Source organism: Cellulosimicrobium sp. CpK407 (assembly GCF_051844275.1).
GTDB classification, from domain to species: Bacteria; Actinomycetota; Actinomycetes; order Actinomycetales; family Cellulomonadaceae; genus Cellulosimicrobium; species Cellulosimicrobium cellulans_G.
Window position 1 is genome coordinate 58,698 of sequence record NZ_JBGNYC010000005.1, and the last position, 18,397, is coordinate 77,094.

General features: G+C 78.0%; 16 protein-coding genes. 5 read left to right on the forward strand and 11 right to left on the reverse strand.

Going from position 1 to position 18,397, the window contains the following annotated elements; all coding sequences use genetic code 11:
• The first annotated feature begins 52 nt into the window (after window positions 1-52).
• Entirely contained in the window at window positions 53-1,102 is a 1,050-nt protein-coding gene (locus ABWU78_RS03805) for an NAD-dependent epimerase/dehydratase family protein (protein WP_439157592.1), read from the forward strand.
• Window positions 1,099-2,439, forward strand: a complete 1,341-nt coding sequence (locus ABWU78_RS03810) for a UDP-glucose dehydrogenase family protein (protein WP_439157593.1) — start codon at window positions 1,099-1,101, stop codon at window positions 2,437-2,439. The genes ABWU78_RS03805 and ABWU78_RS03810 overlap by 4 nt, the downstream gene beginning before the upstream one ends.
• 25 nt (window positions 2,440-2,464) lie before the next feature.
• Here the strand turns inward: ABWU78_RS03810 and ABWU78_RS03815 are convergent, their stop codons facing one another.
• The 8 genes from ABWU78_RS03815 to ABWU78_RS03850 are packed head-to-tail and all read right to left on the reverse strand — an operon-like array spanning window position 2,465 to window position 13,170.
• On the reverse strand, window positions 2,465-3,547 hold the full coding sequence (locus tag ABWU78_RS03815) for a glycosyltransferase family 9 protein (RefSeq protein ID WP_439157594.1): 1,083 nt from the start codon (window positions 3,545-3,547) through the stop codon (window positions 2,465-2,467).
• Window positions 3,544-4,278 (reverse strand): SDR family oxidoreductase, encoded by a 735-nt coding sequence (locus ABWU78_RS03820; RefSeq protein WP_439157595.1) that lies wholly within the window; start codon window positions 4,276-4,278, stop codon window positions 3,544-3,546. The genes ABWU78_RS03815 and ABWU78_RS03820 overlap by 4 nt, the downstream gene beginning before the upstream one ends.
• Window positions 4,275-6,506 carry a PfkB family carbohydrate kinase gene (locus tag ABWU78_RS03825; protein WP_439157596.1) on the reverse strand — a complete coding sequence of 744 codons (2,232 nt, stop codon included), beginning with the start codon at window positions 6,504-6,506 and terminating at the stop codon, window positions 4,275-4,277. Before ABWU78_RS03825 ends, ABWU78_RS03820 begins: the two co-directional genes overlap by 4 nt.
• Window positions 6,503-7,777 (reverse strand): glycosyltransferase, encoded by a 1,275-nt coding sequence (locus tag ABWU78_RS03830; protein ID WP_439157597.1) that lies wholly within the window; start codon window positions 7,775-7,777, stop codon window positions 6,503-6,505. Before ABWU78_RS03830 ends, ABWU78_RS03825 begins: the two co-directional genes overlap by 4 nt.
• Window positions 7,774-8,772 (reverse strand): glycosyltransferase family 4 protein, encoded by a 999-nt coding sequence (locus ABWU78_RS03835; protein ID WP_439157598.1) that lies wholly within the window; start codon window positions 8,770-8,772, stop codon window positions 7,774-7,776. Before ABWU78_RS03835 ends, ABWU78_RS03830 begins: the two co-directional genes overlap by 4 nt.
• The gene (locus ABWU78_RS03840) at window positions 8,769-9,845 is read right to left on the reverse strand and encodes a glycosyltransferase family 9 protein (RefSeq protein ID WP_439157599.1); all 1,077 of its coding nucleotides are present in this window, start codon (window positions 9,843-9,845) and stop codon (window positions 8,769-8,771) included. Before ABWU78_RS03840 ends, ABWU78_RS03835 begins: the two co-directional genes overlap by 4 nt.
• Window positions 9,842-11,497 carry an HAD-IIIA family hydrolase gene (locus ABWU78_RS03845; RefSeq protein WP_439157600.1) on the reverse strand — a complete coding sequence of 552 codons (1,656 nt, stop codon included), beginning with the start codon at window positions 11,495-11,497 and terminating at the stop codon, window positions 9,842-9,844. Before ABWU78_RS03845 ends, ABWU78_RS03840 begins: the two co-directional genes overlap by 4 nt.
• On the reverse strand, window positions 11,494-13,170 hold the full coding sequence (locus tag ABWU78_RS03850) for a carbamoyltransferase family protein (protein ID WP_439157601.1): 1,677 nt from the start codon (window positions 13,168-13,170) through the stop codon (window positions 11,494-11,496). Before ABWU78_RS03850 ends, ABWU78_RS03845 begins: the two co-directional genes overlap by 4 nt.
• A 187-nt stretch (window positions 13,171-13,357) precedes the next feature.
• On the opposite strand from ABWU78_RS03850, the gene ABWU78_RS03855 reads away from it, so the two are divergent.
• Window positions 13,358-14,797: an aldehyde dehydrogenase family protein gene (locus tag ABWU78_RS03855; protein WP_439157602.1), complete on the forward strand. Its 1,440-nt coding sequence runs from the start codon at window positions 13,358-13,360 to the stop codon at window positions 14,795-14,797.
• A complete protein-coding gene (locus tag ABWU78_RS03860) occupies window positions 14,794-15,588 on the forward strand; it encodes an MBL fold metallo-hydrolase (protein WP_439157603.1) in 795 nt (264 codons plus the stop codon). Before ABWU78_RS03855 ends, ABWU78_RS03860 begins: the two co-directional genes overlap by 4 nt.
• 127 nt (window positions 15,589-15,715) lie before the next feature.
• Here the strand turns inward: ABWU78_RS03860 and ABWU78_RS03865 are convergent, their stop codons facing one another.
• Genes ABWU78_RS03865 through ABWU78_RS03875 form a run of 3 tightly spaced genes read right to left on the reverse strand, consistent with a single transcriptional unit; the run spans window position 15,716 to window position 17,761 of the window.
• The gene (locus ABWU78_RS03865) at window positions 15,716-16,339 is read right to left on the reverse strand and encodes a DUF3618 domain-containing protein (RefSeq protein WP_439157604.1); all 624 of its coding nucleotides are present in this window, start codon (window positions 16,337-16,339) and stop codon (window positions 15,716-15,718) included.
• Window positions 16,336-16,848 (reverse strand): phage holin family protein, encoded by a 513-nt coding sequence (locus ABWU78_RS03870; protein WP_253049839.1) that lies wholly within the window; start codon window positions 16,846-16,848, stop codon window positions 16,336-16,338. Before ABWU78_RS03870 ends, ABWU78_RS03865 begins: the two co-directional genes overlap by 4 nt.
• Window positions 16,832-17,761: a hypothetical protein gene (locus ABWU78_RS03875; protein ID WP_439157605.1), complete on the reverse strand. Its 930-nt coding sequence runs from the start codon at window positions 17,759-17,761 to the stop codon at window positions 16,832-16,834. Before ABWU78_RS03875 ends, ABWU78_RS03870 begins: the two co-directional genes overlap by 17 nt.
• 275 nt (window positions 17,762-18,036) lie before the next feature.
• Here ABWU78_RS03875 and ABWU78_RS03880 point away from each other — a divergent pair, with 275 nt between their 5' ends.
• Window positions 18,037-18,294, forward strand: a complete 258-nt coding sequence (locus ABWU78_RS03880) for an acyl carrier protein (protein ID WP_353709144.1) — start codon at window positions 18,037-18,039, stop codon at window positions 18,292-18,294.
• Window positions 18,295-18,397: the final 103 nt, after the last annotated feature.

Here is an 18,397-nt window from a genome sequence, read left to right on the forward strand (position 1 = left end):
GGCCGGGACCAGGCGTCGTCGGCCCGTCGCGCGCGGTCGCGAGGAGACGAGCATGGGCGACACGTCGGTGGTGCGAGGCGCGGGCACGACGGGACGTCGTGCGCGCCGTGCCGTGGTCCTGGGCGGCGCCGGGTTCGTAGGCAGCCACGTGTGCGAGGCGCTCGTGGCCCGGGGCACGGAGGTCGTGTGCGTGGACGACCTGTCGACGGGCGAGGTCCGCAACCTCGACGCGCTGCGCGACGAGCCCGGCTTTCGGTTCGTGGCGGCCGACGTCAGCGCGGGGATCGACGTCCCGGACCCCGACCGGGTCGACCTCGTGCTGCACCTCGCGTCGCCCGCCTCGCCGGTGGACTACCTGCGGCTCCCGCTCGAGACCCTGCTCGTGGGCTCGGCAGGGACCCGCCACGGGCTCGAGCTCGCCGGGCGGGCCGGGGCACGGTTCGTGCTCGCCTCGACGTCGGAGGTCTACGGGGACCCCGACGTGCACCCGCAGCGCGAGGACTACTGGGGCCACGTGAACCCGGTCGGCCCGCGCAGCGTCTACGACGAGTCCAAGCGGTTCGCCGAGGCGACCACGGCCGCGTACCGCCGCGCGCGCGGCGTGGACGCGGGCATCGTGCGGATCTTCAACACCTACGGGCCGCGCATGCGCGGCCACGACGGGCGCATGGTGCCCACGTTCGTCCGCCAGGCGCTCGCGGGCGAGCCGCTCACCGTGGCGGGCGACGGCTCCCAGACCCGCTCGGTCTGCTACGTGGACGACCTCGTGGACGGGATCCTCGCCTTCGCCCGCTCGGACCACCCGGGGCCCGTGAACCTGGGCGACCCCACCGAGCTCACCGTGGCCCGCGTGGCCGAGGACGTGCTCGCCGCGACCGGCAGCGACGCGGGGATCGTCCACGTCGACCTGCCCGAGGACGACCCCCGCCGCCGTCGACCCGACACCGCGCTCGCGGAGCGCGTCCTCGGCTGGCGCGCGCGCACGCCCTGGCCCGAGGGCCTGGCCCGCACGGTCGCGTGGTTCCGCGAGGAGGCAGGGCGCGGACCCGCCGTGGCGGTCGCGACCGGCGCCGCCGGGGGGTCGGGAGGGGCGGACGCATGAGGCTCTCGGTGCACGGGTGCGGCTACCTCGGGGCCGTGCACGCCGCGGCGATGGCACGGCTCGGCCACGACGTCGTCGGGGTGGACGTCGACCGCGCCCGGGTCGACGCGCTCGCCGAGGGCCGGGCGCCGTTCTTCGAGCCGGGGCTCACGGCGCTGCTGGCCGGCTCCGACGGTCCCGGCTCCCTCACGTTCTCGACCGAGGCCGCGCGCGCCGCGGGCTCGGACGTCCACTTCCTGTGCGTCGGCACGCCGCAGTCGGCCGGGAGCGGGGTGGCCGACCTGCAGCAGCTCGACGCGGCGCTCGCCGCGCTGCGCCCGCACCTGCGGCCGGGCGCGGTCGTGGTCGGCAAGTCGACGGTGCCCGTCGGGACGGCGGAGCGGCTCGCCCGCGACCTGCCCGACGCCGTTGGCCTCGCGTGGAACCCCGAGTTCCTGCGCGAGGGTCACGCCGTCGTGGACACGCTGCACCCCGACCGGCTGGTCTACGGCGTGCCCGACGACGGCGACGCCCTCGTGGCGCGTCTCGACGCGGTCTACGCGCGGCTCCTGGACGACGGCGTCCCGCGCCTCGTGACCGACCTCGCCACGGCGGAGCTGGCCAAGGTGGCGGCGAACGCGTTCCTCGCGACGAAGATCTCGTTCGCGAACGCGGTCGCGGAGGTGTGCGAGGCCGCGGGCGGCGACGCCGTCGCGCTCGTCGGCACGATGGCGCTGGACCGCCGCATCGGCGGGGACTACCTGGGGGTGGGTCTCGGGTTCGGCGGCGGCTGCCTGCCCAAGGACATCCGTGCGTTCGCGGCCCGGGCGCGCGAGCTCGGCGTCGGGCCGGCCGTGTCCTTCCTCGACGAGGTCGACGCGATCAACGACCGCTGCCGGGACCGGGCGGTCGAGCTCGCCCGCGCGGCGTGCGGCGGCTCGCTCGCGGCCCGGCGGGTCGCGGTGCTCGGTGCCGCGTTCAAGCCCGACAGCGACGACGTGCGCAGCTCTCCCGCGCTCGCGCTCGCGCGGGCGATCGCCGCCGAGGGCGCCGACGTCGTCGTCACCGATCCCCAGGCGCTGGCTCTGGCGCAGGCCGCCGCCCCCGAGCTCGGGTACGCGGCCGACGCGCGCGAGGCGGCCGCCGGGGCCGACGTCGTCGTCCTCGCGACCGAGTGGGACGAGTACCGCGCCCTCGACCCGGACGACCTCGTCGGCGTCGTGCGCGCGCCTCGCCTCGTCGACGCGCGCAACGCCGTCGACCGCGCCCGGTGGCGCGCGGCGGGGTGGGACGTCCGCTCGCTCGGCGTCGCCGGCGTCCGCGCGGGACGGCCGCGGTCGAGCAGCCCGACGGCGTAGCCGGCGGTGAGCAGCGGCGACGAGGTCAGGCCCGCCGCGGTGCCACCGCGAGCAGCGCTCGGGCCGCGGCCACGACCTCGTCGACGGTGACCCGGTCGAGCGCCGGGTCGAGGGTGACGGCGTGCGGGTCGCCGCGGTATCCGTCCGGCTGCCCACCAGGCCGCGCGGACGCCCCGTCGCCGCCGTGCCAGAGCACGACGTGGCGCTCCGGGTCGATCGCCGGGCCCCACGCCGACGGCGGGGTCGGCCCGAACAGGACGACCGACGGGGTGCCGAACGCCGTCGCGAGGTGCGCGACGCCCGTGTCGCCGCACACCACGAGGCGCGCGCTCGCGACGACGTCGGCGAGCGCGGGCAGGTCGAGCGTGCCCGCGGTGTCGGTCACGGCGCCCGTCGCGCCCGTCGCCTCCGCGAGGGACGCGGTGGCGTCCGCGACGACGCGCGCGCCGAGGTCGCGCTCGTCCGGGCCGCCCGTGACGACGAGGTCGTGCCCCGCGACGGCGAGGTCGCGCGCGACGGCGGCGAAGCGGTCCGCGGGCCAGCGCCGGGACCCCGAGGCCGCACCCGGGTGGACGACGACGTGCCGCCCGCGCGACGCGGGCGGGTCGAGCCGCAGGTCCTCGCGCGAGCACGCTCCGCCCGCGGCCGTGACCAGGCGGCACCAGCGGTCGACCTCGTGCTCGTCGGGGTCCCAGCCCGGTCCGGCGACGCCCGCCTCGCGCGACGCGAACGCGACGACGTGCTCGGGCGCGGTGTCGAGGAGCACGCGGTGGCTCTGGGGCCCGCTGCCGTGCAGGTTCACGGCGACGTGCCCGGAGGGCGGGGCGCCGGACACCGCCTCGGACTCCTCGACCCACGCGAGGGGTGCGAGGCCCTGCGCGGGCACGACGCCGTCGACGAGCCCGAGGTCGCGGAGCCAGCCGCCCACCTCCTCCGGCGCGGCGAGCAGGACGCGGCGCCCGGGCCAGGCGCGCCGCACGCCGCGCAGGGCCGGGACCGCGGTGAGCGCGTCCCCGAGCCCGAGCGCGCGCAGCACGAGGACCGTGCCCGCGTCCTGGCCCCCGAGCCCCGGCAGGTCGGGCGCGAGCCCGGTGGCGTCGGTCGTCACGGCCACGACGTCTCGCCGGACGCCATGACGAGCATCTCGCGGATCTCGCAGCCGACCGACTGGCGCAGCGCCGTCACGACGGCCGCCGCGGTCGCGCGCGGGTCGTTGAGGTCGGCGTCCGGGCCAGGCTTGTACTGCTCGGTGCGGCCGTCGAAGAACGCGGTGCGCATCCCGCCGGGCACGAGGCACGTCACGCCGACGCGTCCCGCGAGCTCGGCGGCGAGCGCCTGGGAGAACCCGCGGACGGCGAACTTGGACGCGCAGTACGCGGTCGCGTCGGACACGCCCTTGAGGCCGAGGGTCGACGCGACGGTGACGACCGTCCCGCGCCGCTCCTCGAGGAACGGCAGCGCGGCGCGCACGACGGCGACCGTCCCGAAGAGGTTGACGCGCACGACGCGCTCCCACGTCTCGACGTCGATCTCGTCGAGCCGCCCGCACGCGTCGGTGCCCGCGGCGGTGACGACCGCGTCGGGCGGGCCGACCTCCAGGGCCAGGCGCTCGACCGCCGCGGCCGCCGCGGCCGAGTCGGACAGGTCGACGACGGCGTGGGGCGCACCGCCCGCGGGCGCGACCCGGTCGAGGACGACCGGCTTGCCGCCCGCCGCCGTGACGGCGTCGACGAGCGCGGCGCCCAGGCCGCTCGCGCCGCCCGTGACGTAGACGGTGCCGAGCTCGCGCGGGGCCGGGGCCCGGCCGGGCTGCGGGGTGGTCGAGGTGGTCGAGGTCATGCGGTGGTCTCCTCCGTCAGGGTCGGGAGCCCGGGCGCGAACCGCCCGGAGCGTTCGAGGATCGAGGTCGTGGAGCGGCCGTCGACGTAGGGCAGGACGACGACCCGCCCGCCGTGGCGCCGGACCACCTCGGCCTCGGGCAGGGCGTCCTCGGCGTAGTCGCCGCCCTTCGCCCACACGTCCGGGCGCAGGCGGTCGAGCGCGGAGCGCGGGTCGTCCTCGTCGAAGACGACGACGGCCGACACGCAGTCGAGCGCGGCGAGGACGCGGGCACGGTCGGCCTGCCCGACGACGGGTCGCTGCGGCCCCTTGAGCCGCCGCACGGACGCGTCGCCGTTGAGGAGGACCACGAGGTGGTCGCCGAGGCGCGCCGCAGCCTCGAGCGTCGCGACGTGGCCCGCGTGCAGGATGTCGAAGCACCCGCCGGTGGCGACGACGGTGCCGCCCGCCGCGCGGAGCCGCGCGGCCACCGCCTCGGGCCCGCCCGGGTCCTGCGGCGAGGCCGCGTCGGAGGCAGCCCCGACGACGCGGGGCGCGCGGTCCGGCACCTCGTCCGTCACCGCGTCGGGCGCGCGCCGACCCGGGACGTCGGCGCGGCGCCGGTAACCCTCGGCGCCGCCGGCCGCGACCCAGGCCGAGGCGGAGGCGACCGCGGCGACGACCGCCTCGACGAGCTCGGCACCCCGGGCGAGCGCGACCGCCACCGTCGAGGCGAACCGGTCGCCCGCGCCGCAGGGGTCGCCGTGCGCGACGGTCGCGGGCACGTACGCGGGCTCCCCGTCGGCGCGCGCGACGAACGCTCCGTGCTCGCCCGCGGTGACGCACACCGCCCGCACGCCCCAGGCGGCGGCGAGCGACCGGGCCAGGCCGCCCGGGTCGTCGGCGCACGCGTCGAGCCCGAGGGCCTCCGCCGCGTCGAGCGCCTCGGCGAGGTTGGGCGTGACGAGCGCGGTCCCGGGCACGGGCGCCCCGCCGCGCGGGTGCGGGTCCCACACGACCGTCCGGTCGCGGGCCGCGTGCTGGAGCGCGTCGCGCACGGGGCCGGCGTGCGTCGTGCCGGCCCCGTAGTCCGAGACGAGGACGACGTCGGCGCCCGCGAGCGCCGCCCGCACGGAGCGCTCGGGCACGTCGTCGGGACCCGCCGGACCGCCGTCGTCGACCCGGACGACGGTCTGCCCGCCCGAGCGCACGCGGGTCTTGCGCCGCGTGGTGCCCACCTGGGGCAGCGCCACGACGTCGAGGTGCGGACGCAGCAGCGCACGCAGCTCGCCGCCCGCCTCGTCGTCGCCGAACGGCGCGACGAGCCGCACGCGCGCCGCGTCGGCGGCGAGCAGGGCCGTCAGCCCCGCGCCACCGGGGCTGCGCCGGACGCCGAGCGTGTCGACCACGGGCACGGGCCCGTCGGGGGAGAAGCGCGTCACCTGGCCGTCGACGTCGCGGTCGAGCAGCACGTCGCCGACCACGACGACGCGCGGGCCCTGCGCTGCCGTGGACGACGGCGGGGGGACCGCGGCGGACGCTGCGGCGGGATCCTGCGCGGCCCGTCCGTCCACGGGCCCGTCGCCGGGCAGACCGTCGGGCGGGGCACCGGGCGCGTCGTCCTGGGCGGCCGCCTCCCGGTGGCGCACGTGCGCGTCGAGCGCCGCGCACAGCGCGTGCACGACGACGAGGTGGAGCTCCTGGACCGACGACGTCGACGCCCCGCGCAGGGCGAGCACGTCGTCGCACGCGGCGGCCAGCGCGCAGTCCCGCGGACCGGTGAGCGCCCACGTCGTGAGGCCGAGCTCGCGCGCCCGGCGGGCCGCGGCGACGACGTTCTCGCTCTCGCCCGACGTCGACAGCAGCACGAGGACGTCGCCCGGCCGCCCGTGCGCGGCGACCTGCCGTGCGTACATCTCGCCGACGCCGTAGTCGTTGACGATCGCGGTGAGGCTCGACGTCTCGGCGTGCAGGCTGATCGCGGAGAGGGGCGTCCGCTCGCCGTCGAAGCGCCCCACGAGCTCGGCCGTGAGGTGCTGCGCCTCGGCGGCGCTGCCGCCGTTGCCCGCGACGAGCAGCCGCCCGCCCGCGAGCACGGTGTCGGCGAGCCGCGCGCCCCACGCGTCGAGGCGCCCGGCCTCGGCCGTGAGCAGGTCGAGGCCGTCGTGCAGGTCCGCGGCGTGCTCGCGCAGCCAGCGTCGCGCCGCGTCCTGCGGGCCGGCGCTGCCCCCGGGCCGGTGCGCCGTCACGGTGCGCTCACCGCCCGCAGCGCGGCGAGGGCACCGACGACGGGCCGTGCGCGCCCCGGCTCGGCGCGGCGCGCGGCCACGACGAGCTCGTACGACTCGGCGGTGCGGGCCGCGACCGTCGACCACCCGTACAGGTGCTCGGCCCGGACGCGCGCCGCCGAGCCCAGGCGCTCCGCGAACGCCGGGTCGTCGGCGAGCCGCCGGAGGGCCGCCGCGAGCGCCCCGGGGTCCCGCGGCGGGACGAGCAGGCCGGTGCGCCCGTCGACGACCGAGTCGAGCAGGCCGCCGACGGCCGCACCGACGACGGGGCGTCCGCACGCGGCGGCCTCGAGCGGGACGATGCCGAACGGCTCGTACCAGGGGTCGCACACCACGGCGTCGGCGGCGTGCATGAGGTCACGTACGTCGTCCTGGGTCACGCTGCCGACGAACCGCACCCGGTCCGGCACCCCCGACGCGTCCGCGACCGCGCGCAGCCGGAGCACCTCGGGGTCGTGGTCGAGGGCGTCCGCGGCCGGTCCGCCCGCCACGACAAGCTCGGCGCCCGGCAGCTCCGCGAGCGCCTCGATCACGGTGTCCACGCCCTTGCGCTCGACGAGGCGGCCGACCGAGAGCAGGCGCAGGCGTCCGGGCTCGCGGTGCAGGTGGTCCGAGCGGTCGGCGTCGGGCAGGAAGCGGCCGAGGTCGACCCCGCAGGGGACCACGTCGATGCGGTCGGGGTCCGCGCCGAGCGCGACGAGCTCGGCGACCTCGTCGGCGCACGTCGCGACGATCCGGTCGACCGCGCGGCACAGCAGGCGCTCGCGGGCCACGCGCTCGGCCGGGCTCGTGTCGTGCGCGCCCTGGTGGCGGCGTTTGACGGACCCGAGCGCGTGGAACGTCTGCACGAGGGGGACCCCGAGCGCGGGCGCGGACAGCAGGCCCGCGATCCCGGACATCCAGAAGTGGGCGTGCACGACGTCGGGGCGCGGCCCGGGCTCGACCCAGCGCCGCAGCAGGTCCGCGCCGAACGCGTCCATGTGGGGGAGCAGGTCGTCCTTGGGCACGGCCACCGGCGGGCCTGCGTCCACGTGGACGACGTCCACGCCGCGCGCGAGGGGCACGCGCTCGGGGAGGGACGCGTCGTCGCGGCGCGTGAACACCTCGACGCGGTGGCCCTGGGCGCCGAGCCGGGTGGCGAGCGACGCGACGTGGACGTTCTGCCCGCCCGCGTCGACGCCGCCGAGCGCGGCGAGGGGGCTGGCGTGCTCGGAGATCATCGCGATCTTCATGAGGTCACCTCCGTCAGGACCGTGTCCCAGCGCCGCAGGAACGCGGCGTGGGAGTAGTGCTGGAGCACATGGGCGCGTGCCGCCCGGCCGTGCTCGCGGGCGTCGTCGGGGTCGGCGAGCCAGCGCCGCGCGGTCGCGGCGAGCTCGTCGGGACGGGCGCTGAGGAGCCCCGCGGCCGGGGGCACCGCGACGGGCGCCTCGGTGGTCGGCAGCGCGAGGACCGGCATCCCGAGCGCCATCGCCTCCAGCAGGGAGAGCCCGAGGCTCGTCCAGCGGTACGGGTGCAGGTAGACGCGCGACGTCGCGAGGCGCGCGTGCATCGCGGCCTGGGGGACGTCGTCGTGCAGCCGGTGGGGGAGGTCCCCGGGCGGCGCGGCGAGGTGCTCGGCGAGCTTGCCGACGCCCATGCCGTAGACGTCGACCGGCACGTGGCGGCCCAGCCCGACGAGCACGTCGGTCCCGGCGACGCGCCAGCGCCGCACGGGCTCGTTGACGACGGCCCCGACGCTCGCCCGCTCCCCGGTGTACAGCGGGCCGGGGTCGGGGACGCCGTGATCGACGACGAGCGTGCGCGCGTCGCCCGTGTCCCACATGAGCGCGTTGAACGCCGTGACGTGCACGATCGGCACGAGGCCCTCCTCGACCACGTCGAGCTCGGCGAGGGGGTGCCGGGTCGCGGCCGCGTGGCCGGTCGGGGCGTTGTGCTCGACGTAGACGGCGGGCACGTCGCGGCCGGGCACGAGCCCGGTCCAGCGGCGCAGCAGCTCGACCTCCTCGGGGCGCTGGAGCACCACGACGTCGATCGACCCGTCCGCCGCGAGGTCGGCGAGCTCCGCCGGCGCCACCTCGCGCGCGCCCGGCGGCCAGTCCCAGGTGCGCGCGCGACCGCGGCCGTCCGGCCCGCGGTCGGGGACGACCGGGACCAGGTACTCGTGGCCGCCGGCGACGAAGGACGTCGCCCACGACCCGTGCACGTGCCACACGAGGATCCTCATCGGGTCACCCCCACGGTCCGGGGCAGGGACGTGCGGGGCGCGGGCGTCCCGACGTCGTACGGTGCGGCGAGGCGGTCGACCGCCGCCACGACGTCGGCGGGGTCGACGCCGAGGCACGGGTGCCCGGGCACCGGGCACAGCCGGGCGCGGGTGCCGCGGCACGCGGCCTCCTGGTCGCCGAGCAGGACGGTCGGCACGCCCCACGGCGCCCAGCGCTCCGCGGGGACCACGGGGGCGAAGAGCGACACGACGGGCGTGCCGACCGCGGCGGCCAGGTGCGCGGGCCCCGTGTTGCCGACGACGACGCAGCGGGCGCCGGCGAGCACCGCCGCGAGACGCGCGAGGTCCGTGCGCCCCGACAGGTCCCGCGCGCGCCCCGCGGCGACGTGCGCCGCGAGGTCGGTCTCGCCCGGCCCGCCGCTGACCACGACCTCCCGGCCCGACGCCGCGAGCGCCGCGACGACGTCCCGCGCGTGGTCGGGCGCGGGGGCACGCGCGGGCACGGACGCGCCGGGGTGGACGACGACGTACGGCCCGGCCGGGACGAGGTCGCTCACGTCCGGGAGGGGGCGACGCACGCGCAGCCGGTCACCGTCGGGCGGCGCGCCGAACCCCGCCGCGCGGACGAGGTCGAGCGCGGCCTCCACCTCGTGCAGGCCGTCGGGTCGTGCGTGGCGCACGTCGAGGAGCGAGCCGGGGTAGTCCTCGCTCACCGCGGCGACGTGCTCGACCCCGGCGAGCCGCAGGAGCATCGCCGCGGGCAGCGGGCTCTGGTGGAACGACGTGAAGACCACGGCCGACGCGTAGCGCCGCGCGGCGAGCGTCGCGACGAGGTCGAGCACGCGCGCGCGGTCGACGGGCGGAGGTCGGTAGCCGGACCACGGGGCGTCGAACACGAGCACCTCGCGCACGTCCGGGAGCAGCCCCGCCGCGGCGCGCCCGGCGGGGGAGGCCAGCACGTCGACCCGCCCGCCGCGCGGCGCGACCGTGCGCGCCATGGCCCGGACCGCCGGGCCGGTGAGGAGGACGTCGCCGTCGCTGTCGAGGCGCACGGCGAGGACGTCGGCGCTCATGCGGCACGCTCCCCGGTCCGGGACGCGTCCGGCGTGTCGGCCGCGTCCGGGTCAGCGTCGGTGGGGGTGGCGGCGCCGGGCAGGCGGCCGTCGAGCGCGCGGACCGCCCCGGCGAGGTCGGCCGCGACGACCGGCGCGGCGGCGACCTCCTCGGGGCGGGCCAGAGGCGTCGGCACGAGGACCGGCGTCGCGCCCGCGGCGAGCGCCGCGCCCACGTCGGCGCCGATGTCGCCGACGACCGCGCACCGCCACGGCTCGACGCCGAGGTCGGCCGCCGCGGCGAGCACCAGGCCCGGGCCGGGCTTGCGGCACGCGCACCCGTCGTCGGGCGCGTGCGGGCACACCTGCCACGTGTCGAACGGGCCGAGCAGCTCCTCGACCCGCGCGTTCACGGCGGCGACCTGCGCGCGCGTGAGGAGCCCGCGCCCGATGCCCGACTGGTTGGACACCACGCCGAGCCGGACCCCGCGGGCCCGCAGGTCGTCGAGCACCGCGCGGGCGCCGTCCACGGGACGCACCGCCGCGGGGTCGCCGGTGTACGGGACGTCGTGCACGAGCGTGCCGTCGCGGTCGAGCAGCACGGCGGCGAGCGGCGGCGGCCAGGGCTCGAGCCCGCGCCGGGCGGCGAGCGTGCCGACGACGCGGTGCCGCACCGCGGCGAACGGGATGGCGGCGCTCGTCCACGCCATGCGCCGCAGCTCGGGCCTGAACGCGTCGTCGCCCGGACGCGGCCCCGGCGTGAGGCGGCGGCCCAGGAACTGCGCGGTGAGACCGGCCCAGGCGAGGGCGCCGAGCGCGGCGACGCGCGGGCGGCGTGCCAGGAGCCCGCCGACGCCGACGGCGGCGGCGGCGACGGTCGCGACGTGCCACGCGAGGCGGCCGCGGCCCGTCTCGGCACGCTCGCGCCAGCGGGGTCCGTGCAGGGCGCGGAACGTCGCGTCGTCGCGCGTCCCGGCCTGCACGCGCAGGCTCACCGCGTCGTCCGCGGGGCGCACGGGGTGGGTCGTCGTGCGCGTGCCGCGCGCGAGCTCCCAGCCCGCCTCGCGGACGCGCAGCGCGAGGTCGGCGTCCTCGCGGTAGGCGCGGGGGAAGCGCTCGTCGAACCCGCCGACCTGCTCGAGGGCCGCGCGCCGGTACGCCATGTCGGCGGTCGCCCACGCCGCGCGCTCCAGGCCGGCGGTCCCGCGCTCCCAGTCGGTCGGCCGGCGGTCGGTCGGCAGCGGCACGTGCAGGCGCCCCTGCACGCCGCCGGTGCGGGGCGTCGCCGCCGCGAGGTCGTGCGCGAGGTGGCGCGCCCACCCGGCGGGGAGCTCGACGTCGTCGTCGAGGAGCACGACCCACGGCGCGGTCGTCGAGCGCCACCCGGCGTTGCGCGCGGCGGCCGGGCCCCGGCCCCCGGTGCGCACGACGCGCGCGCCGAGCGCACGGCCGGCGCCCCCGAGGTCGAGCGGGTCGGGCACCGGAGCGGTCGCGCCGGGCGGCGGCAACCGGCGGTCGTCCGCGACGACGACCTCGGCCGGCCCCGGGGAGTCCGGGCCGTCGGCCTGGGCGACGAGGGTCTCCAGGAGCCGGTCGAGCGACGGGCGGCCGATCGAGGGCACGACGACGGCGTACGGCACCGCGCCGGCGGGGCGCGCGACGGGCGTGCTCATGCCTCCACCTCCGTCGGCGCGGCGAACACGCCCGGCCGTCGCACGAGGTGCGGGCCCAGCACGAGCGCGTCCACGGGCGCCGAGCCGAAGAGCTCGAGCGCGTCGCGGGGATCGTCGACCATGGGCCGGCCCGCGGTGTTGAGGCTCGTGTTGACGACGACCGGCAGCCCGGTGAGGTCCTTGAACGCGCGGATCGTCGCCTGGAGGCGGGGCGTGGAGTCGTCGACGGTCTGGATGCGCGCGGTGCCGTCCACGTGCACGACGGCCGCGATGCGCTCGCGCCACGCGGGCGCGACGTCGTGCACGAAGAGCATGTAGGGGCTGGGGACCGGGCCGCCGGAGAAGATCTCCGGGGCGTCCTCCAGCAGGACCATGGGGGCGACCGGGCGGAACTGCTCGCGGCCCTTCACGTCGTTGAGCCGTTCCAGGTTCGCCACCGGGCCGGGGTGCGCGAGCAGCGAGCGGTGCCCGAGCGCGCGCGGCCCGAGCTCGGCACGGCCGTCGAACCACGCGACGATCCCGTCGTCGGCGAGGATCCGTCCGACCTCGGCGGGCAGGTCGTCGGGCGTCGTGAACGGCACGTGCGCCGTGCGGAGCCACCGGGCGAGCGCCTCGTCGCCCCACGCCCGGCCGAGCGCGGCCGAGCCCATGGGCTCCACGGTGTCGCCCGCCTCCGCGGCGAGCTGGAGCGCGGCGCCGAGCGCCGTGCCGGAGTCGCCCGCCGCGGGCTGGACCCAGACCTCCTCGAACGGCGACTCGCGCCAGACCCGCGAGTTCGCGACGCAGTTCAGCGCCGTGCCGCCCGCCATGGTCAGCACGCGGTCGCCCGTCTGCCCGTGGAGCCACGTGGCGAGGTCGACGAGGACCTCCTCGAGCCGTGCCTGCACGGAGGCCGCCAGGTCGGCGTGCTCCGCCAACCCGCCGTGGTCGGTGCCCCACGTGCCGTCGTCGGTGCGCGGGGGAGCCCATCGCTCCCAGTCGGGCACCTCGGCGACGAACCCGCCGTCGCCGGTCGCGTAGAGGACCTCGCGCAGGTCGTCGAGGAACCGCGGCTCGCCGTAGGACGCGAGCGCCATCACCTTGTACTCGTCGCTCGACCGCAGGAAGCCCAGGTGCTCCGTGAGCGACTCGTAGACCAGCCCGAGGGAGTGCGGCAGCTCCTGGCTCGCGAGCACCTCCAGGCGGCCGTGGTCGTAGCGGCCCGCGAGGTGCGACGCGCGCTCGCCGCGGCCGTCGAGCGACAGGACGCTCGCGACGGGGAACGGGGAGGCGAGCGCGGCCGACGCGGCGTGCGCGACCTCGTGCGGCACGAACCGCACCGTCGAGGGCGACAGGCCTGGCAGCGCGGTGGCGAGGAACTGCGGCGCGCGCTCGGCGTACTGCACGCGCAGCCAGTCCCACGGGTCCGGCAGGCCCATCTCCTCGGCGGGCTTGGCCAGCGCCGGGTCGAACGAGTACGCGACGGCGTCGAGGTCCTGGGGGCGCAGCCCGCCCTCCTCGAGGCACCACGCCATCGCCTTCTCGGGCAGCTCCCAGGCCGCGAACGGCAGCGGTCGCTTGCCGTGCTTGCGCCGCGAGAAGCGCTCCTCCTCCGCGGCGGCGACGACGCGCCCGTCGACGACGAGGGCGGCGGACGGGTCGTGGAACAGGGCGTTGACACCGAGGACGCGCATGGGGCTGCGAGCCTCCCTGGATCGGGTCAGGCTCGTGGTGCGCCTCGAGAACGTGGGGCACCGCCTGACGCGTGCGGGTCGGCTCTGCTGCAACCCCGAACTTCACCCTCACCCGGAGAAGCGCTTCTCGCACGCCCACGGCGCACCTATGGGTAGTTCTCTTCGTGTCACTCGCCGGGAGGCCCGCATGACCACGTCCACCGCCCCCACTACCTCGCGCGACGACCTCGCCGCACGCGCCCCGGAGGACCGCCGTATCGAGCGGACCGACCCCGCGACCGGGCGACCCGCCGCCACCGTCCGGTGCGCGACGGCCGACGAGGTCGACGCCGCCGTGCGCGCCGCCGCGGACGCCTGGCCCGCGTGGCGCGCGACGGCCCCGGCCGACCGTGCCGCCGCCCTGCGCGCCGCGGCGCGGTCCGTGCGCGACGCCGCCGACGAGCTGGGCGCGCTGCTGCGGGCGACGACGGGTCGGCTCGAGGCCGAGGCGCGCGCGTCGGCCCTGGTCGCGGCGGACCTGCTCGACGAGGCCGCGGTGGCGGGGCTCGGACGGGCGGGCCGCGTGCTCGCGGGCGACCTCGCGGCGCTCGACGTCGTGCGCCGCGAGCCGCGCGGCGTCGTCGCGGTGATCACGCCGTGGAACGACCCCTACCCGGCCGCCGCCGGGCTGATCGCCGCGGCGCTCGTCACGGGCAACGTGGTCGTGCACAAGCCGTCCGAGCGCAGCGACGCCCCCGGGGTCCGCCTGGCCGAGCTCGTGGCCGCGGCCCTGCCCGCGGACGTGCTGCGCGTCGTCAGCGGGGACGGGGCGACCGGGGAGGCGCTCGTCGGGCACGACGGCGTCGCGCTCGTCGCGCACGTCGGCTCGACGGCCGCGGGGCGCCGGATCGCGGCGGTCGCCGGGGCGCGCGGGGCGAAGGCGCTGCTCGAGAACGGCGGCAAGGACCCGCTCGTCGTCGACGCGGGCGTGGACCCCGTCGTCGCCGCGCGCCAGATCGCGACGGGCGCGTTCACCAACGGCGGGCAGCTCTGCACCGCGGTCGAGCGCGCCTACGTCGTCGAGGAGGTCGCGGACGCCGTCGTCGCCGAGCTCGCGCGCCTCGCGCACGAGGTCGTGGTGGGCGACCCGGGCGACGACGCGACGACGATGGGCCCGCTCGTGGACGAGGACCAGCTCGCGGTCGTCGACGCGCACGTCCAGGGAGCGCTCGCGGCCGGCGCCCGCGCCGTGACCGGTGCGCGCCGGCTCGACCGTCCCGGTTCGTACTACGCGCCGACCGTGCTCGACCGGTGTCCGGACGACGTCGACCTGCTCACCGTCGAGACGTTCGGGCCCGTCGCGCCGGTCGTGCGCGTGGCGGACTTCGACGAGGCGCTGCGCCGGGCGTCGGCGTCGGCCTACGGGCTCGCGGCGACGGTGCTCACGCCGTCGCTCGCGCACGCGCTGCGCGCGGCCGACGTGCTCGACGTCGGCACGGTCAAGGTCAACGCGGTGTTCGGCGGCGCGCCGGGCGGGTCGGCCGACCCGCGCCGCGGCAGCGGCGGGGGGGCGGGATACGGGCCGGACCTGCTCGACGAGATGACCGTCCGCAAGGCCGTCCACCTCGAAGCGCTGGGGGAGCCGTGAGCCGCGCGAACGCGACGCTCACGTTCGGCGGGACGGCGACCGCGCTCCTGCGGTTCGGACGCTTCACCGTGCTCACCGACCCCAACTTCCTGCACCGCGGCCAGTGGGCCTACCTCGGCAAGGGCCTCGCGTCGCGGCGGCGCACCGAGCCCGCGATCGGCCCGGCGGGCCTCCCGCCGCTCGACGCGATCGTCCTGTCCCACCTGCACGGCGACCACTTCGACCGCGTCGCGCGGCGCGGCCTGACGAGGCAGGTGCCGCTCCTCACCACGCCGTCCGCGGCGCGGCGCCTGGCGCGGCACCACTTCGCGACGGTCGGCATGCCGACCGGCACGATCGAGACGTTCCGCTCGGGCAAGGAGACGCTCGACGTGGAGTCGGTCCCGGCGATCCACGCGCGCGGCGTCCTGCGCTCGCTCCTGCCGGAGGTCATGGGCACCGTCTACACCCACCGCGTGGACGGCGACCGACAGACCCAGGTCTACGTCACGGGCGACACGCTCACCGGCGACCACGTCGACGTCGTCGCGCACGCCTTCCCGCACCTCGACTCGGTCGTCGCGCACCTCGGCGGGACGCGGATCCTCGGCCGGACGGTGACGATGGACGACGTCCAGGGCGCCGACCTGGTGCGGCGGGTCGGGGTGCCGCTCGTGGTGCCGGTCCACTACGACGACTACGGGGTCTTCCGCAGCCCGCTGCGCGACTTCCTCGCGCGATCGCCGGAGCTCCCGGGGGTCGTGCTGCGCCCCGTCGTCCGCGGTGCGACCGTCAGCCTCCGCGTCGACTGAGCGCCTCCGCCGGACCGGTCGCCGCACCTCGTGCCCCCGTGCATCGGCTCACGACGTGGTGTGGAGGAAGATCGACGACGGCCCGGGGTGACGAGGTCTCGTCTCCCGGGCCGTCGGTGCGTCGGGCTCAGCCCTCCCGGACCTGGTCGCGGACGTCGGCCGCGGCCTCCTTGCCGTGCTGGCCCACGGACTGCGCGGCGTCCTTCGCGGCGTCGCGGACGGCCTCGGCACCCTCCTTCGCGGGCTCCTTGAGGTCCTGCACGACCTCCTGCGCGGTGGACTTCACGTCCTCGACGAGCGGGGCCGCCTTCTCCTTGACGCCGACGGCGGCACGCTGCTCGGCGCGGCTGGACGGGAGGAGCGACGCGACGACGAGGCCGACGCCGAACGCGACGAGCCCGACGGCGAGCGGGTTGCCCTGCGTCTGCTCGCGCACCGCGCGCGGCGCGGAGCCCACGGTCTCGGCGACCGAGGACGCGGTGCTGCGCGCCGAGTCGGCGACCGACGACGCCGCCTCGCGGCCACGCTCGGCGACGCCGTGCGACGCGTCGCGGGCGGAGTCCGCCGTGTCGTGCGCCGTGCCCATGACCCGGTCCTTGACGCTCGTCACGCCGGACCGCACCCGGTCCACCTGGCGTCGCGCCACGTTGCCGGGCTTGACCTTCTCCCCGAGGGCGTCGACGTCCCGGCTCAGCTCGGTCCGCGTGCGCTCGATGTCGGCCCGGATCTCCTCCGGATCGCTGGTGCTCATGAGTTCTTCTCCTCGTGTCCTCGGACGGCGTTCGGGATCTTCTTGAGGGTGTCCGTGGTCTCGGGCATGCCCTCGACCGTGCGCAGCTCCGTGCGTCCGCGCGCCGCGAGGACCGCGGCGACGATCGCCCACAGCACCGCGACGACGACGGCCGACCAGCCGCGGCCCATGACGGCGCCGAGCGCCCACCACAGCGCCACGGAGAGGAACAGCAGGACCATGTGGCCCGCCACCCCGGCGCCGGCGAGCATGCCGGCGCCCTTCCCGGCGCGCTGCGCGGACTGCTTGGCCTCGGCCTTGGCGAGCTCGACCTCCTGGCGCATGAGGGTCGACAGGTCACGGCTCACCTCGGCGACGAGCTCGCCGAGGCTCTGCTGCTCGCCGGTCCCCGTCGGGCCGGCCGCGCCCGCGGCGGTCGCCGGGGCGGGCGGGGCGCCCGGGTCGGGCCCGCTGCCCGCCGTGTGCCGGGCGGTGTGCGCCGCGGCGAACGGGTCAGGGACGGACGACATCGGGGCCACCTCCCGGTCGGCCGGCGCCCGTGCCGGACGTCGTCGGCGGGAACGTCGGCGGCGTCGGGTCCCCCTCCGCCGAGGTCGCGACGTCCGGGTCCTGGTCGAGCCGGTCGTTCGCGAGGCCCGGGTACGCCCCGGCGGTCCCGATGTCGGGCTCGCCCCGCGCTCCCGTCGTCCCGGCGGTGCCGGTCTCGCTCGTGCCGGCCGTACCACCGAGGCCCGTGGTACCGGTCGATCCCGTGGTCCCGGCGAGTCCCGCGGTCCCGGTCGTCCCCGTGCTGCCGGTCGACGTGCCGACCGGCGCGGCGTGCGCGCCGCGCGTCCCCGACGTGCCCGCGCCGGACGCGTCGTCGCCGCGGTCCGAGCCGGCGCCCGGCGCGTCCTTCATGCCGCGCACGAGCCGCCCGACCAGGAGGCCCGCGCCGGCGGCGAGGAGGAGGAACGTGCCCGGACGACGCCGGGCGAAGCTCTCGACCTCGTGCAGCACGGACGAGGGCTCGCGGTCCTCGAACCACTGCGCCACCTGCCCGGTGACGTCCCCGGCGCGCCGCACCAGGTCGGTGGCGTAGCCCGGGTCCTCGGTGCCGTCCGCCATCTGGCGGAGCTCGTCGCCGAGGGACCGCAGCCCGCCCGCGAGGCGCTCCTGCTGCGTGCGCGCCTGCGCGCTGAGCTCGGTCCTCGTCTGGTCGACCAGACCGCGCGCGCGGTCCGTCGCCTCGTGCGCGACGTCGCGCGCCTTCTCCTTCGCGTCCTGCGCGACGTCGCGGCCCGCGCTGCCCACGTGGGACGCGGCCTCGCTCGCGCGCTCCTTCACCCCGGTCGCGGCGCTGCCGCTCTCGCCGGTTCCCTGCGTCGTCCCGGCACCCGGCGAACCGGGCCCCGAGCCGTACGGCACGTTCGTCTCGCTCATGGTCGGACTCCCGTCGTCGTCGCCGCGCTGGTGCGGCGTGACTGGCGACGGAGCAGAGAGGCCGTGCCGGGCTCTCGCTCCGCCGGTACGGCCACCTCCTGGACCACCTCTCACGGTAGGCCGGGGCCGTCCGCACACAACCGGGGCGCACCCCCGGGTCCCCGGTTGCGAGCGCCCGCGGCCTTGCGACGGTGGGAGCGGTCGAGCAGCCGGCCGCCACAGTGCCGGGCGCCGCCCGGCCGTACGGCGCCCTCGGGCGCAGGAGGTCCACGATCATGGCCACAGGAGAGACCGGGTTCGACGACGTCACGTTCGACCTCATCTCGGTGCAGTACCACTCGCTCAAGGCCGGGCACGACTACGGCCAGTACGTGCGGGACGCCCGCAACGCGGGCAAGGAGGAGATCGCCGCCTTCTTCGAGAAGGTCATGGCGGAGGACTCCGAGCGTGCCCAGCAGTGCCACCGCTTCCTCGCCGAGCTCACGCGGCACGGGACGTCCGCCACGTCACCGCAGGGGTCCCAGCAGGGCTGAGGCGGCGACGGGGCAGGCACGAGCCGCGTCCCGGCTCGCGAGCGCGGCCGACCCTGGGGAGCATGGCGGTGGCGTCGAGCAGGGGCGCCGTCCGCGCGAGCGC

Excerpts from the sequence above, each read along its gene's own strand:
- ABWU78_RS03805 (WP_439157592.1), top strand. The coding sequence starts at position 53 with ATGGGCGACACGTCGGTGGTGCGAGGCGCGGGCACGACGGGACGTCGT.
- ABWU78_RS03840 (WP_439157599.1), bottom strand. The coding sequence starts at position 9,845 with ATGAGCGCCGACGTCCTCGCCGTGCGCCTCGACAGCGACGGCGACGTC.
- ABWU78_RS03850 (WP_439157601.1), bottom strand. The coding sequence starts at position 13,170 with ATGCGCGTCCTCGGTGTCAACGCCCTGTTCCACGACCCGTCCGCCGCC.
- ABWU78_RS03810 (WP_439157593.1), top strand. The coding sequence starts at position 1,099 with ATGAGGCTCTCGGTGCACGGGTGCGGCTACCTCGGGGCCGTGCACGCC.
- ABWU78_RS03845 (WP_439157600.1), bottom strand. The coding sequence starts at position 11,497 with ATGAGCACGCCCGTCGCGCGCCCCGCCGGCGCGGTGCCGTACGCCGTC.
- ABWU78_RS03830 (WP_439157597.1), bottom strand. The coding sequence starts at position 7,777 with ATGAAGATCGCGATGATCTCCGAGCACGCCAGCCCCCTCGCCGCGCTC.
- ABWU78_RS03865 (WP_439157604.1), bottom strand. The coding sequence starts at position 16,339 with ATGAGCACCAGCGATCCGGAGGAGATCCGGGCCGACATCGAGCGCACG.
- ABWU78_RS03820 (WP_439157595.1), bottom strand. The coding sequence starts at position 4,278 with ATGACCTCGACCACCTCGACCACCCCGCAGCCCGGCCGGGCCCCGGCC.
- ABWU78_RS03875 (WP_439157605.1), bottom strand. The coding sequence starts at position 17,761 with ATGAGCGAGACGAACGTGCCGTACGGCTCGGGGCCCGGTTCGCCGGGT.
- ABWU78_RS03880 (WP_353709144.1), top strand. The coding sequence starts at position 18,037 with ATGGCCACAGGAGAGACCGGGTTCGACGACGTCACGTTCGACCTCATC.
- ABWU78_RS03855 (WP_439157602.1), top strand. The coding sequence starts at position 13,358 with ATGACCACGTCCACCGCCCCCACTACCTCGCGCGACGACCTCGCCGCA.
- ABWU78_RS03835 (WP_439157598.1), bottom strand. The coding sequence starts at position 8,772 with ATGAGGATCCTCGTGTGGCACGTGCACGGGTCGTGGGCGACGTCCTTC.
- ABWU78_RS03870 (WP_253049839.1), bottom strand. The coding sequence starts at position 16,848 with ATGTCGTCCGTCCCTGACCCGTTCGCCGCGGCGCACACCGCCCGGCAC.